A 13,728-nucleotide genomic window follows, 5' to 3' on the forward strand; every position below is an offset into this window, starting at 1 on the left:
GGGGGGTGTCTGGGGGGTGGTGTGCGGCGTGGGGGGGGCGGGCGCGCGCCACGCCGGTCCCCCGGGGGGGCCCCGCGCCGGGGGGGGGGGGCGGGGCGGCCCCCCCCCCCCCCGCGGGGGCCCCCCCGCGGCGGGTCAGCGCACGCCCAGCAGGTAGTCCATGGCCAGCTGGTCGAGCTGCTCGAAGGCCATGCCCCGGGCGGCGGCCGCGTCCACGTCGAAGTCCTCGTACGCGGAGCGGTCGGCCACCAGGTCGGCGACGCTCTCGCCGGCGGCCAGGGTGGACTGCGCCAGCTCGTCGAGCCGGGCGGCGCGCAGCGCCTCCTGGACGGCCGGGTCGGCGCGGAAGGCGGTGGCCTTCTCCTTGAGGATCAGGTAGTTGCGCATGCAGCCGGCGGCCGAGGCCCAGACGCCGTCGAAGTCCTCGGTGCGCGGCGGCTTGAAGTCGAAGTGGCGCGGGCCCTCGTACCCGGCCGACTCCAGCAGGTCGACCAGCCAGAACGCCTGGCGCAGGTCGCCCGCACCGAACCGCAGGTCCTGGTCGTACTTGATGCCCGACTGGCCGTTGAGGTCGATGTGGAACAGCTTGCCGTGCCAGAGCGCCTGGGCGATGCCGTGCGGGAAGTTCAGCCCGGCCATCTGCTCGTGGCCGGTCTCCGGGTTCACGCCGACGCGGTCGGCGTGCTCCAGGGAGTTGATGAAGGCCAGCGCGTGGCCGATGGTCGGGAGCAGGATGTCGCCGCGCGGCTCGTTGGGCTTGGGCTCGATGGCGAAGCGCAGGTCGTAGCCCTGCGAGACCACGTAGTCGCCCAGCACGTCGAAGGCTTCCTTCATGCGGTCCAGCGCGACCCGCACGTCCTTGGCGGCGCCGGACTCCGCGCCCTCGCGGCCGCCCCAGGCGACGTAGGTGGTGGCGCCGAGCTCCACCGCCAGGTCGATGTTGCGGATGGTCTTGCGCAGCGCGTAGCGGCGCACGTCGCGGTCGTTGGCGGTGAACGCGCCGTCCTTGAAGACCGGGTGGGTGAACAGGTTGGTGGTCGCCATCGGCACCTTGAGGCCGGCGGTGTCCAGCGCCTGGCGGAACCGCTTGACGATGGCCTCGCGCTCGCTGTCGGACGAGCCGAACGGGATCAGGTCGTCGTCGTGGAAGGTCACGCCGTACGCGCCCAGCTCGGCGAGCCGGTTGACGGACTCCACCGGGTCCAGCGCGGGCCGGGTGGCCTCGCCGAACGGGTCGCGGCCCTGCCAGCCGACCGTCCAGAGGCCGAAGGTGAACTTGTCCGCAGGGGTCGGGGTGATGCTCATGGTGCTGCTCCTCTATTCGTCAGGCCAGAAAACAAATTAGTATGCGGCGGCGCCATACGGAAGCCCCCACGGCGCCGGAGCCGCAGAAGGAGCGGGAATGAACGCGAACCAGCGGGTCGTCATCGGAGTGGACAGCTCCACCCAGGCCACCAAGGCCGTGGCCGTCGACCCCGACACCGGCGAGGTGCTGGCCGAGGGCCGCGCCCCGCACATCGTGACCGGCACCGGCGGTGCCCGGGAGAGCGACCCCGAGCAGTGGTGGCAGGCGTTCACCGCCGCCGTCGCCGCCACCGGCTACGCCGACCGGGCCGCCGCCGTCGCGGTCGGCGGCCAGCAGCACGGCCTGGTCGCCCTGGACGACCAGGGCCGCCCGGTGCACCCCGCGATGCTCTGGAACGACACCCGCTCCGCCCCGCAGGCCGCCGCCCTCACCGAGCGGCTCGGCCGCGCCGAGTGGGCCCGGCGCACCGGCTCCGTCCCCACCGCCGCCTTCACCGTCGCCAAGTGGGCCTGGCTGCGCGAGCACCACCCCGAGGCCGCCGCCCGCGCCGCCGCCGTCCAGCTGCCGCACGACTACCTCACCGGCCGCCTCACCGGCGCCGCCACCACCGACCGGGGCGACGCCTCCGGCACCGGCTGGTGGGGCGAGCACGGCTACGACAAGCAGATCCTCGACCTGGTCGGCCTGGACACCGACCGGCTCCCCGAGGTCGTCGAACCCGGCCACGCCGCCGGCGCCGTACGGTCCGGCTCACCGCTGCCCGCCGGCATCCCGGTCGCCGCCGGCACCGGCGACAACATGGCCGCCGCACTCGGCCTCGGCCTGGAGCCCGGCCGGCCCGTGGTCAGCCTGGGCACCTCCGGCACCGCCTACGCCGTCACCCGGGGCCGCCCCGCCGACGAGAGCGGCACCGTGGCCGGCTTCGCCGACGCCTCCGGCGGCTGGCTGCCGCTCGCCTGCACCCTGAACTGCACCCTGGCCGTCGACCGGATCGCCGCCCTGCTCGGCCGCGACCGCGCCGCCGTCGAGCCCGGCGGCACCGCCGTCATGCTGCCCTTCCTGGACGGCGAGCGCACCCCCGACCTGCCGTACGCCTCCGGGCTGCTGCACGGCCTGCGCCATGACACCACCCCCGGCCAGCTGCTCCAGGCCGCCTACGACGGCGCCGCCCACGCGCTGCTCACCGCGCTGGACGACGTGCTGCGGCACGGCGGCGAGGCCGCCACCGACGCACCGATCCTGCTGATCGGCGGCGGCGCGCGCGGCACCGCCTGGCAGGACACCGTACGCAGGCTCTCCGGCCGGGCCGTCCAGCTGCCCCGCGCCGCCGAACTGGTCGCGCTGGGCGCCGCCGCGCAGGCCACCGGGCTGCTCACCGGCGAGCAGCCCGCCGAGGTGGCCCGCCGCTGGGGCACCGCCGACGGACCGCTGCTGGACCCGCTGCCCAGGGACGAGGAAGCCCTCGCCCGGCTCGCGGATACCCTGCTCAGGGCCCGGAGCCTCTTCGAGCAGCCCGACCGGAACGGCTGAGCCGCCCGGGACACCGCCTGATCCACCCCGGGACCGCTGATCCTGACGAGAGGAACGAGGCACACGTGCGCGAGCCGACCGCCACCGGCGGGCCGCCCCACCGGACCGCCCCCGCCTCCCAACAGGGCATGCGGCGGCAGAACCTCGCCCTGGTGCTGCGCGAGGTCGCCGCTGCGGGCCCGCTCTCCCGCGCGGACGTCGCCGCCGCCAGCGGACTCACCCGCGCCGCCGTCTCCTCGCTGGTCGAGGAGCTGATCGGCAGCGGACTCCTCGCCGAGCTGGGCCCCGCCCCCAGCGGCCGGGTGGGCCGCCCCGGCACCGCCCTCACCCTCAACCCGCAGGGCCCCGCCGGGCTGGGGGCCGAGGTCGGCGTGGAGCACCTGGCCGCCTGCGCGGTGGACCTGCGCGGGGAGGTACGGGCCTGGCGGCGGGTCGCCGCCGACAACCGCACCCGGCCCGCCGCCGAGACCCTGGCCGACCTCGCCGCGCTGCTGCGCACCGTGGCGGCCGAGGTCGCGCCCGAGCTGCACCCGGCCGGGCTGGGCCTGGCCGTCCCCGGCCTGGTCGGCGTGCAGGCCGGGCTGGTGCAGCGCGCCGCCAACCTGGGCTGGAGCGGGCTCCCGGTGATCGCGGTGCTCCGCTCCCAGCTGCGGGCGGTCGGCGCCCCGGAGCTGGCCGCGCTGCCCGCCGAGGTCGACAACGAGGCCAACCTGGGCGGCCTGGCCGAGCTGTGGCTCGGCGGGCACGACGGTGCCGAGGACTTCGTCCACATCTCGGCGGAGGCCGGTATCGGCGCCGCGCTGATCGTCGCCGGGCGCCTCTTCCGGGGCGCCCGGGGCTTCGCGGGCGAGCTGGGCCACGTCCCCGTCGAGCCGGAAGGGCCGCCCTGCCCGTGCGGCGCCCGGGGCTGCCTGGAGCAGTACGCGGGCGAGCGGGCGGTGCGCCGGGCCGCCGGGACGGCCGCCGTCGGCGGGGACTGGGTCGGGCTGCTCACCGAGCGCGCCGCCGCCGGGGACCGGGCGGTGCTGGCCGCCCTGGAGCGGGCCGGCACCGCGCTGGGCACGGCGGTCGCCGGGGCGGTCAACCTGATCGACCCGGCGGCGGTGATACTCGGCGGCGGCTACGCCGAGCTGGGCGAGTGGCTGCTGCCGGGCATGCACCGCGAACTGGCCGCCCGGGTCACCGTGCGGCCCTGGTCGCCGGAGTGGCTGGCGGTCTCCTCGCTGGGGCGCCGGGGCCCGCTGCTGGGTGCGGCGACCGGTGTCGTACGCGCGATCGTCGAGGACCCCGGCCGGTTCGCCGCCCGCTGAGCCGGGGGCCGAGCGCGGGGGCGGCGGTGTCCGGGCGCGGGGGTGTCCGGGCGCGGGGGTGTCCGGGCCGGTCCGCCGCGCGCTGCCTCCACGCTCCGCGCGCCGCGCGGCGGTGATCCCGCCGTCCGGCGGTACGGCGTGGGCCGGGCCTCCGACCTGCGCGACCCGGGGCCCGCGCGGAGCCGCGAGCAGTGGATACTTGGGCCGACATCGGCCGCAGGACGACCGGAGGCGAGGCAGCGTGGACGCGCGCGACGGAGTGGCGGAGGACGCCTTCCGCTCGGTGGAGCACGAGCTGGCCCTGCTGTTCCGGCGCGCCCGAGCCAGGGCCGCCGAGATGGCCCGCGAGGTCCACCCGGAGCTGGAGGGCAGCGCCTATCCGCTGCTGGCGTACATCGAGGGCCTGGACAAGGTGCGCCTCACCGACATCGGGCTGCACTTCGGCGTCGGCAAGGCCACCGTCAGCCGGCAGATCAAGGCGCTGGAGGGGCTGGGCCTGGTCCGCCGGGAGTCCGACCCGCTGGACGGCAGGGTCTCGCTGGTCTCGCTGACCGACGAGGGCGCCCGCCGCTACGTCAGCGCCCGCGACGCCCGGATGGGCAGCCTGCGGACCATGCTGGAGACCTGGGACGCGGCGGACGTGGCCCGGTTCGCCGGGCTGCTGCACCGCTTCAACGACCTGATCGAGTACGGCTGACCGGCGCCCGCCGCGCTCAGGTCAGCGCGATCAGGTACAGCCCGTAGCCCACGGCCGCCGCGCAGGCGCCGAAGCAGACGACGGCCGCGCCCAGCGCCGGCCCGCCGCCCCCGCCCGAGGGGGCCCCGGCGGGAGCCCCCGCAGCCGCCTCCCGGGCGGCCTCGCGGCGGGAGAGGGCCAGCACGCCCAGCGCGAACGCCGCGACCACCGCGACGGTGATGCCGAAGCTGACACCTGCGGTGCCGGCGAGCGCGCCCCATTTGATGTGCACGGGTGTTTCCTTTCCTGCGGTCCGGCGAGTTCCTGCGGTCCGGCGAGTTCCTGTGGTCCGGCGAGTCAGGCGGCGATGCCGGTCGGACCCAGCGGCGCGGGCGTGGTGGTGGGCAGCGGTGCGGTTCCGGCCGCGGCGGGCTCGACGGCCTCCGGTTCGACGGCGTTCGGTTCGACGGCGATGTCCGATTCAGTGGTGGCGTCCGGTTCGGCGGGGGCCGTACCGGCGGGGTCCACCGGCTGCCGCCGGGAGTACAGCCACATCCCCGCGGCGGCGCCGACCAGCACGGTGCCGACGGCGGCCACGCCCAGGTCGCCCTGGTCCGCGACCCAGGCGGCCAGCGCGGCGACCCCGGCGGCGGCGGGCAGGGTCAGCCCCCAGGTGAGGACCATCCGGCGGGCGACGCTCCAGCGGACCTCCCGCTTGGGCCCGCCGAGACCGGCGCCCATGATGCCGCCGGTGCAGACCTGGGTGGTGGACAGGCCGAAGCCCATGTGCGACGAGGTGAGGATCACCGAGGTGGCGGCCGCCTCGGCGGCGAAGCCCTGCGGCGAGTCGATGTCGGCCAGGCCGCGTCCCATGGTGCGGATGATCCGCCAGCCGCCCATGTAGGTGCCGAGCGCGATGGCCAGACCGGCGCTGAGCACCACCCAGAGCGGCGGGTTGGCCCCGGCGCCGAGCGCCCCGGCGGAGACCAGGGTCAGGGTGATGACGCCCATGGTCTTCTGTGCGTCATTGGTGCCGTGTGCCAGCGCCACCAGCGAGGCGGAGGCGATCTGGCCGGTACGGAAGCCCTTGCGGGTGCTCTCGCCGCGACCGCCCCGGGTGATCCGGTACGCCGCCCTGGTGGCGCCCCAGGAGGCGAGTCCGGCCACCAGCGGGGAGGCGGCGGCCGGGATCAGGATCTTGGTGACGACGGTGTCGAAGTGCACGCCGTGCGTGCCGACGCCGACCAGGGTGGCGCCGATCAGGCCGCCGTACAGCGCATGGGAGGAGCTGGAGGGCAGCCCCAGCAGCCAGGTCGCCAGGTTCCACAGGATCGCGCCGACCAGGGCGGCGAAGATGATCTGCGGTTGGACTCCGGCGCTCTCCTCGATGATGCCGCCGGAGATGGTTCTGGCCACCTCGACGGAGAGGAACGCACCCGTCAGGTTGAGCACCGCCGCGATCGTCACGGCCACCTTCGGACGCAGCGCCCCGGTGGCGATCGAGGTCGCCATGGCGTTGGCCGTGTCATGGAAGCCGTTGGTGAAGTCGAAGGCAAGGGCCGTGATGATCACGACTGCCACGAGGAACGTGATGTGTTCCATAACCAAACAATCGTCGGAGTCCGATGTCGTCGTGGGCGACCGTAGGAGCGGTGAGTGAACGGAAGGTTAACGAGCGACGACTTCGCGGTGCGGGTGCCCGGGTCGCCGCCCGGAAGGGGTGTTCAGGGAGCATTCAGGGAGTGTTCAGGAGGAGTGTCTCGGAGGGGCGTCCCGAAGGGGGTGTCCGGGCTGTCCGGCGTGTCCCGATATTGACATGGGCATGTGACGGTGGAATCGTCGGTGGCCGCCCGCCGTCCACATGATCTGCACACTGTCAAGGTAGTTTGATCTTGTTTAGGCGAGCCGTTGTGCGATTCACTCTTTCGGGTGTCTGTGGCGGTATCGGGCAGTAGATGGCCGATATGCCGGTTGAGATGGGCGATGCCGCAGGACATCCGAGTTCACCGAACAAGATTGCGAGATCCGGTGCGGACGAGGCGAGTGGAGCCGCGGCGGCACGCCGCGGCGCCGACCACCCCACCAGAACGCGTACGCAACGGGGACGAGCCGGCGGCCCAGTGCGGCCCCCGTGGCGCCGCCTGGGTCGCCGTCGGCGTGCCCGCTTCCCTGCTTGCCACGGGATGTGCGAGCACGTCGACCGGGACCACCGCCGTCCTGGGGACGGCCACCGCCGCCGCCGCGGTCGCCGCCGCCTGGGGGCTGGTGGTCACCGTCCGGCGCACCATGGTCCGCCCGCTGCTGCGGGACCGCGACCGGGTCGCCGCCGAGCGCGACCGGCTCGCCGGGGAGCACGGCACCCTGAGCGCCGAGCGCGACCAGCTGCTGCGCGACCGCGAGGCCAGGCACGCCCAGCTCCAGGCGCTCAGCGCCCAGCTGCACGCGGTGGCCGCCGAACGCGACGGGCTGCTCGCCGAGCGGGACGAGGTCGCGGCCGAGCGCGACGAGCTCCAGGGCAGCGTCGACGCGACCTTTGTCAACCTGGCGATGCGCACCCTCACCCTTGTGGAGCGGCAACTCGTCCTGATCGAGACACTGGAGGGCCGCGAGGGCGAACCGGAGCAGCTGGAGAACCTCTACCGGCTGGACCACCTGGCCACCCGGATGCGCCGCAACAGCGAGAACATGCTGCTGCTGGCCGGTCTGGAGAACAGCCGCCGGGGCAACCGCAACGTCCCGCTGCTGGATGTGCTGCGCGCCGCCGTCTCGGAGATCGAGCGCTATGAGCGGGTGCGCATCCAGTTCCTGCCACCGGTCCGGCTGATCGGCGGCGCGGCGGACGACACCAGCCATCTGGTGGCGGAGCTGCTGGAGAACGCCACCGCCTTCTCCCCGCCGCAGAACGAGGTGGAGATCGGCGGCTGGCTGCTGGACAACGGCGAGCTGATGATCTCGGTGGCGGACCGGGGCATCGGCATCCCGCCGGACCGGCTCCGCGAGATCAACGAGCGGCTCGACAACCCCGACGCGGGCGATGTCGAGCAGCTCTCCGGCCGGGCCCCCTGGCGCGAGCAGACCGCCTCCGCCCGGAGCATGGGCCTGTTCGTCGTCTCCCGGCTGGCCCGCAGGCACGGCGTCCGGGTGCAGCTGCGGGAGACCGCCGCAGGCGGCGGCACCACCGCCATCGTGGTGGTGCCGCGCGAGGCCGTGGTGGAGGCCGACCTGTCGGCGGCCGAGCTGGACGAGCAGCGCGCGGCCGAGCGTACGGCCCGGGTGGCGGCCACCGTCGGGCAGACCCCGGCGGTGCCCCCGCTGCCGGTGCGGTCGGCCCGGCCGGAGCCGCCGGTCACCCCGGCGGCGGCCGAGCCCGAGCGGCCCCCGGCCGCCCCGGCGGCCGACCAGCCCCCGCCGCCGCTGCCGAGACGGACCGTCGCCGTCCCGCCCGCCCGCCGGGCCGCCGGGGCGCCGGACGAGATCCCCGGCGAGGCCGCCGCCGAGACAGTCGCCGCCGGTCCGGACCAGCCGCCCGGCACCCCCGGCCGGGCCCCGGCCGGCCTCCGGGACGACGCCGAGCACGGCCGTACGGCGCCGCCGGCCGCCGCCACCGAGCAGGACAGCCGCCCGCGCCGCGCCACCGACCGGCCGGCCCGGCACGCCGCCCCGACCACTCCGACCGCCCCGACCACTCCGACTGCCCCGACCGCCCCGACAGCCCCGCCCGGGGAGCCGTCGCCGCAGGCCGCGACCCGGCCCCGGGAGGCCGCCAGGGAGGCCGCCCGAGCGGCCGGAGCGGAGCAGCGGGTGCCGCCGGTGGGCCATAATCCTGACGATGTGTCGGACGACAGCCCGACGACCCGGCTCGGCCTGCCGCGCCGGGTGCCGAGGACGGTCGGCCTGCCCGGCACCGGCGAGGCGCCGGCGTCCGGGCTGCGCCGGGAGGCCGGCGAGCGCACCGGGTCCACCTCGGCGGAGGAGCTCCGGCGCCGCCTCGGTGGCTTCCAGAGCGGGCTGCGCCAGGCGGCCCAGGAGGGCGGCCCGGTGGAGCAGGGCCCGGCCCGTCCGGTGCGGGACACCGGTCGGGCGGGGGAGACGGAGCAGGGGGTCGGCGGTTCCTCGATTGAGGAGGCAAGCAGATGACGGTAGGCGGCGCGGCCGGTGTTCCCGTGATGGCACGTGGCGATCAAGGCGAAGGAGGGATCAGCCAGGAGGCGCACAAGGTGAGATGGCTGCTCTCCGACTTCGCCTCGGGGGTCCGCGGCCTACAGGACGTCGTGGTGGTCTCCTCGGACGGGCTGCTGCTGGCGGCCTCCGAGGGGGCGCGGCGGGCCCAGGATCTCGCGGCGGTGGTGTCCGGGCTGGTCAGCCTGGGGGCCGGGGCGGCCCGGGTGCTGGACAACGGAGCGGTGAAGCAGACCATCGTGACCATGGACGGCGGTCACCTGTTCCTCATGTCGATCAGCGACGGGTCGTGCCTCGGAGTGCACGCCTCGCTCGACTGCGACCTCAGCGTGGTGGCGTACCAGATGGCGCTGCTCGTGGAGCGGGCCGGGCACGCGCTCACCCCCGAGGTCCGCAGTGAACTCCACCGGGCGATGGCCGCCCGGTGACATCGGCGAAAGGTGAGTCGGTGCGCGGCAGCGACCACAGCACTGGGGCCGTACGGCGCCCAGGCGCGGGGCGGGCATCCCGCGTCCGCCCGTACGCGATCACCGGTGGCCGGACCCGCTTCGGGCACGTGCTCCTGGTGGAGACCCTGGTCTCCGCCCTCAACCGGCCGGCGGCGGCCGAGGGCGGCGGACTGCCCGAGCTGGAGGCGATCTGCGAGCTGTGCCGTGGCCATATGCGCTCGATCGCGGAGATCTCGGCGCTGCTGCGGATGCCGCTCGGCGTGGTCCGGGTGCTGGTGAGCGACCTGGCGGACCAGCGCCGCATCCGGGTGCACGGCGCGCCCGGCGGCGACGGGTTGGACGGAGGCGACGGAACTGCCGGCTCGACGACGAGCCGGGCTCTGCTGGAAAGGGTGCTGGGTGGACTTCGCAAGCTCTGAGACCGTGGCGGGGCAGCCCGTCCCCGGCCTGCCTGCCGCCGCGGTCCCGCCTCCGGCCAAGGCCCCCACCACCGAGGCCGCGTCCGCCGGAGCCGCGCCGGCCGGAGGGGCGGCACCCACCGCCGATCCGCGGCGGGTGCCGGGCATCCCGCTCACCCCGACCGGCCACGCCATCTCGACCAAGATCGTGGTGGCCGGTGGCTTCGGCGTCGGCAAGACCACCCTGGTGGCCTCGGTCTCCGAGATCATGCCGCTCACCACCGAGGCGGTGATGACCCAGGCGAGCGAGGGCATCGACGACCTCACCCACACCGCGGCCAAGTCCACCACCACCGTCGCCATGGACTTCGGCCGGATCAGCCTGGAAGACGACCTGGTCCTCTACCTGTTCGGTACCCCGGGCCAGCAGCGGTTCTGGTTCATGTGGGACGACCTGGTGCGCGGCGCGATAGGCGCGGTTGTGCTCGCCGACACCCGGCGCCTGGCGGACAGCTTCCCGGCGCTGGACTACTTCGAGGGCTGCGGGCTGCCGTTCATCGTGGCGGTCAACCAGTTCGACGGCGCCCCCCGCTACACGCCCGACGACGTACGCGACTCGCTGGCCGTGCCGCCCGAGGTGCCGGTGTTGATCTGCGACGCCCGGGTGCGCGGTTCGGTCGCCGAGGTGTTGACGGCCCTGGTGGTGCACGCGTTGGCAGTGCAAGGATGATCGACTGTACCTGACCCCGGAGTGCTTGTTGATGAAGCGTCAGGAACCGTCTGCCGGACGAGTCGAGGAGCCGAACATCCCATGCGCAAGATACTGATCGTCGGTGCCGGACAGTCCGGCCTGCAGCTGGCCCTGGGCCTCCAGGCGCACGGCTATGACGTCACCGTGATGACCAACCGCACCGCCGACGAGATCCGCGACGGCCGGGTGATGTCCACCCAGTGCATGTTCGGCACCGCGTTGCAGCACGAGCGCGAGCTGGGCATCAACTTCTGGGAGGACCAGGCCCCGAGCATCGAGGGTCTGGGTGTCTCGGTGGCCGGCCCCGGCGGCATGCGGGCCGTCAACTGGGTCGGCCGGCTGGACGCCTACGCCCAGTCGGTGGACCAGCGGGTGAAGATGGCGGGCTGGCTGGAGGCGTTCGCCAAGCGCGGCGGCCAGGTGGTGGTGCACGGCGTCACCGTCTCCGACCTCGACTACTTCACCCGCAGCTACGACCTGGTGCTGGTCGCGGCGGGCAAGGGCGAGCTGGTGTCGATGTTCGCCCGCGATGCCGCCCGCTCCCCGTACGACAGCCCGCAGCGGGCGCTTGCCGTCTCCTATGTGCACGGCCTCGGGCCGCGCCCGGAGTACGACTTCGAGGCGGTGCGCTGCAACCTGGTGCCGGGCGTGGGTGAGCTGTTCGTGATGCCGTCGCTGACCAACTCCGGCCGATGCGACATCCTCTTCTGGGAGGGCATACCGGGAGGCCCGCTGGACGTCTTCGGCGGTATCAAGGACCCGGCCGAGCACCTGCGGCTCACCCTGGAGCTGATGCGTACGTTCACTCCTTGGGAGTACGAGCGCGCGGCGGGCGGTGTCGAGCTGACCGACGCGGGCGGGGTGCTGGCCGGCCGGTACGCACCGGTGGTGCGCAACCCGATCGCCGAACTGCCCAGCGGCGGCCTGGCGCTGGGCGTCGCGGACGTGGTGGTGGCCAACGACCCGATCACCGGGCAGGGCTCCAACAACGCCGCCAAGTGCGCCGCCTCCTACCTGGCGGCGATCACCGCCCACGGCGACCGGCCGTTCGACCGGGACTTCATGCAGCGGACCTTCGACGGCTACTGGGCGCACGCCCGGCACGTCACCAAGTGGACCAACGCCATGCTGGCGCCGCCGCCGGAGCACGTCCTCGGCCTGATCGCCGCCGGTGACCTCGCGCAGCCCGTCGCCAACCGGTTCGCCAACGGCTTCGACGACCCCGCCGACTTCGAGGACTGGTTCTTCGAGCCGGAGAAGGCGGAGGCGTTCCTCGCCTCGGTCGACGGCCAGGGCTGACGGCCAGGGCCGACCGCCAGGGCTGACGCTCGCCCAAACCGCCCCCGGTCCGAGTACAACCTCGGGCCGGGGGCGGTTGTCTTTGCAACTGATGAGAATTCACCCGTAGCGGGGGCGCCCCCTGCCGCAGGTGGGTTCCTCCGTGGCAGGATCGCACTGCCGCTGGCTACTGGCAGGTACGGGGACCGAGCAGGGGAGGTTGTGTCGATGGCGGTGACTCAGCAGGCCGGCAGTGCGGGAGGGGGCGCGGCGCGGCCGTGGCTGCGGGCCGCGTTGCGATGCGGCGCCGTACTGGCCGCCGCCGCTCTGGCGGTGCCGGCCACCGCCCAGCTCGCGTACGCGGCACCGGCCGGGCCGCACGGCAAGACGGTCGGCAAGGCGGCGGGCAAGGTGACCGGCGCCGATCCGCTGGCCGACACCAAGGCCACCCTGGGGCCGCTGCTGGACCGGCTGCACGAGCTCTACGACAAGGCCGAGCAGGCCACCGAGAACTACAACCAGGCGACCGAGCAGCTGAGCGAGCGCCAGGCCGCCGTCGTCGACATCGACCTCCAGGTCGCCCAGAAGCAGACCCAGGTCGACCAGGGCACCTCGCTCGCCGCCGAGCTGGCCAGCGCCCAGTACCGCAACGGCCAGCTCTCCGGCTACGCCGAGCTGATGCTCTCCAAGAGCCCGTACGAGGCACTGGACCGGGGCCAGGCGCTCCAGCGCGCCGGTGACGCCCAGGCGAGCCTGGTGGACGGGCTCAAGGCCGACCAGGCCGCGCTGGCGGCGCTCAAGAAGAAGGCCGACGAGGCACTGCTGGCCGTCCAGCAGCTGACGGCCGCCCAGGAGAGCGCCCGGGACGAGGTGCGCACCCAGCTGGACGAGGTGGAGAAGACCGTCGCCTCGCTGACCGGCGCCCAGCGCTCCGAGCTGGAGCAGCTGGAGAAGGAGCAGGCCGACGAGGCGCAGCTGGCCTTCCTGGCCACCGGTGTGCTCGGCAAGGGCCAGCTGGCCCCCTCGGCGGTGGGCCGCCGGGCGGTGAAGTACGCGCTGGCGCAGGTCGGCAAGCCGTATGTGTGGGGCGGTGCCGGGCCGGACGTCTTCGACTGCTCGGGGCTGACCTCGCAGGCGTGGCTGCACGCCGGGCTGCCCATCCCGCGTACCAGCCAGGAGCAGTGGGCCCGGCTGACGCACATTCCGCTGAACCAGCTGCGGCCCGGTGACCTGGTGATCTACTTCAGCGGCGCGACCCATGTGGCGATGTACATAGGCGGCGGCCTGATCGTCCAGGCGCCCCGGCCCGGCGCGTTCGTGAAGGTGTCGCCGGTCGGGTCGATGCCGATCCTGGGCGCGGTCCGGCCGGACCCGTCGGCGGCCGACGACGGCGGCAGCTGGAAGGTGCCGGACATCCCCGGCGGGACGGACACCACCACCCCGATCCTGGGCTCCGACATCATCGACGGCGGCAAGCCCCGGCCGCTGGGGCCCGCCAAGCCGACCGGGCCGGCCACGCCCAAGCCGGTCGAGCAGCCGCCCAGGCCCAAGCCCACGGTGGCGCCGTCCACCCCGGCCGGTCCCTCGGCGAGCCCCAGCGGTTCGGCCACCGGGTCGCCGTCGCCGGGCGGCTCCGCGTCCGCTTCGCCGTCGGGTTCGGCGACGCCCAGCGGTTCGGCCTCGGCCACCGCGACCGGGTCCGCCTCGGCGTCCGCCTCCGGGTCGGCGTCGCTGTCGGCCTCGGAGTCGGCCGCCGCCTCGGACGAGGCGTCCGCGCCGGAGGGCTGGTCCGCGACGGCGGTGGGGTCCTCGCTGCTGTCGCTGCTGGACTGACGCACCGCCGCCCGGTCA

Annotated in this window: 12 protein-coding genes; 9 read left to right on the forward strand and 3 right to left on the reverse strand. The window is 74.7% G+C overall.

Features of this window, described 5'->3' with window-relative positions:
• Window positions 1-135 precede the first annotated feature (135 nt).
• Window positions 136-1,305 carry a xylose isomerase gene (gene xylA / locus ACIQGZ_RS06585; protein WP_402599708.1) on the reverse strand — a complete coding sequence of 390 codons (1,170 nt, stop codon included), beginning with the start codon at window positions 1,303-1,305 and terminating at the stop codon, window positions 136-138.
• A gap of 97 nt (window positions 1,306-1,402) precedes the next feature.
• Here xylA and xylB point away from each other — a divergent pair, with 97 nt between their 5' ends.
• The 3 genes from xylB to ACIQGZ_RS06600 all read left to right on the forward strand — a co-directional run bounded on the left by xylB (window position 1,403) and on the right by ACIQGZ_RS06600 (window position 4,843).
• Window positions 1,403-2,836 carry a xylulokinase gene (xylB, locus tag ACIQGZ_RS06590; RefSeq protein WP_402599709.1) on the forward strand — a complete coding sequence of 478 codons (1,434 nt, stop codon included), beginning with the start codon at window positions 1,403-1,405 and terminating at the stop codon, window positions 2,834-2,836.
• Between the two features lie 128 nt (window positions 2,837-2,964).
• A complete protein-coding gene (locus ACIQGZ_RS06595) occupies window positions 2,965-4,146 on the forward strand; it encodes an ROK family protein (protein ID WP_402600007.1) in 1,182 nt (393 codons plus the stop codon).
• Between the two features lie 241 nt (window positions 4,147-4,387).
• Window positions 4,388-4,843 carry a MarR family winged helix-turn-helix transcriptional regulator gene (locus ACIQGZ_RS06600; RefSeq protein ID WP_402599710.1) on the forward strand — a complete coding sequence of 152 codons (456 nt, stop codon included), beginning with the start codon at window positions 4,388-4,390 and terminating at the stop codon, window positions 4,841-4,843.
• Window positions 4,844-4,859: 16 nt separating this feature from the next.
• Here ACIQGZ_RS06600 and ACIQGZ_RS06605 read toward each other — a convergent pair whose 3' ends face one another.
• Both ACIQGZ_RS06605 and ACIQGZ_RS06610 read right to left on the reverse strand, forming a co-directional pair.
• Window positions 4,860-5,114: a hypothetical protein gene (locus ACIQGZ_RS06605; RefSeq protein ID WP_402599711.1), complete on the reverse strand. Its 255-nt coding sequence runs from the start codon at window positions 5,112-5,114 to the stop codon at window positions 4,860-4,862.
• A 65-nt stretch (window positions 5,115-5,179) separates the two neighbouring features.
• Entirely contained in the window at window positions 5,180-6,424 is a 1,245-nt protein-coding gene (locus tag ACIQGZ_RS06610) for an anion permease (RefSeq protein ID WP_402599712.1), read from the reverse strand.
• A gap of 555 nt (window positions 6,425-6,979) precedes the next feature.
• On the opposite strand from ACIQGZ_RS06610, the gene ACIQGZ_RS06615 reads away from it, so the two are divergent.
• From ACIQGZ_RS06615 to ACIQGZ_RS06640, 6 genes are all read left to right on the forward strand, one after another.
• Entirely contained in the window at window positions 6,980-8,959 is a 1,980-nt protein-coding gene (locus ACIQGZ_RS06615) for an ATP-binding protein (protein WP_402599713.1), read from the forward strand.
• A 29-nt stretch (window positions 8,960-8,988) separates the two neighbouring features.
• Window positions 8,989-9,429: a roadblock/LC7 domain-containing protein gene (locus ACIQGZ_RS06620; protein ID WP_402599714.1), complete on the forward strand. Its 441-nt coding sequence runs from the start codon at window positions 8,989-8,991 to the stop codon at window positions 9,427-9,429.
• Between the two features lie 20 nt (window positions 9,430-9,449).
• Window positions 9,450-9,869, forward strand: coding sequence for a DUF742 domain-containing protein (locus ACIQGZ_RS06625; protein ID WP_402599715.1), 420 nt, complete (start codon window positions 9,450-9,452; stop codon window positions 9,867-9,869).
• Between the two features lie 136 nt (window positions 9,870-10,005).
• Window positions 10,006-10,578 carry a GTP-binding protein gene (locus ACIQGZ_RS06630; RefSeq protein ID WP_402600008.1) on the forward strand — a complete coding sequence of 191 codons (573 nt, stop codon included), beginning with the start codon at window positions 10,006-10,008 and terminating at the stop codon, window positions 10,576-10,578.
• Window positions 10,579-10,659: 81 nt separating this feature from the next.
• Entirely contained in the window at window positions 10,660-11,898 is a 1,239-nt protein-coding gene (locus tag ACIQGZ_RS06635) for a styrene monooxygenase/indole monooxygenase family protein (RefSeq protein ID WP_402599716.1), read from the forward strand.
• Window positions 11,899-12,105: 207 nt separating this feature from the next.
• Window positions 12,106-13,710, forward strand: coding sequence for an NlpC/P60 family protein (locus tag ACIQGZ_RS06640; RefSeq protein WP_402599717.1), 1,605 nt, complete (start codon window positions 12,106-12,108; stop codon window positions 13,708-13,710).
• The last annotated feature ends 18 nt before the right edge of the window (window positions 13,711-13,728 follow it).

Source organism: Streptomyces sp. NPDC092296 (genome assembly GCF_044755465.1).
Taxonomy (GTDB): Bacteria; Actinomycetota; Actinomycetes; order Streptomycetales; family Streptomycetaceae; genus Peterkaempfera.

Bases quoted from the DNA above. Each gene is read 5' to 3' on its own strand.
- ACIQGZ_RS06595 (WP_402600007.1), top strand. From the start codon at position 2,965: ATGCGGCGGCAGAACCTCGCCCTGGTGCTGCGCGAGGTCGCCGCTGCG.
- ACIQGZ_RS06610 (WP_402599712.1), bottom strand. From the start codon at position 6,424: ATGGAACACATCACGTTCCTCGTGGCAGTCGTGATCATCACGGCCCTT.
- ACIQGZ_RS06620 (WP_402599714.1), top strand. From the start codon at position 8,989: ATGGCACGTGGCGATCAAGGCGAAGGAGGGATCAGCCAGGAGGCGCAC.
- xylB (WP_402599709.1), top strand. From the start codon at position 1,403: ATGAACGCGAACCAGCGGGTCGTCATCGGAGTGGACAGCTCCACCCAG.
- ACIQGZ_RS06640 (WP_402599717.1), top strand. From the start codon at position 12,106: ATGGCGGTGACTCAGCAGGCCGGCAGTGCGGGAGGGGGCGCGGCGCGG.
- ACIQGZ_RS06635 (WP_402599716.1), top strand. From the start codon at position 10,660: ATGCGCAAGATACTGATCGTCGGTGCCGGACAGTCCGGCCTGCAGCTG.
- xylA (WP_402599708.1), bottom strand. From the start codon at position 1,305: ATGAGCATCACCCCGACCCCTGCGGACAAGTTCACCTTCGGCCTCTGG.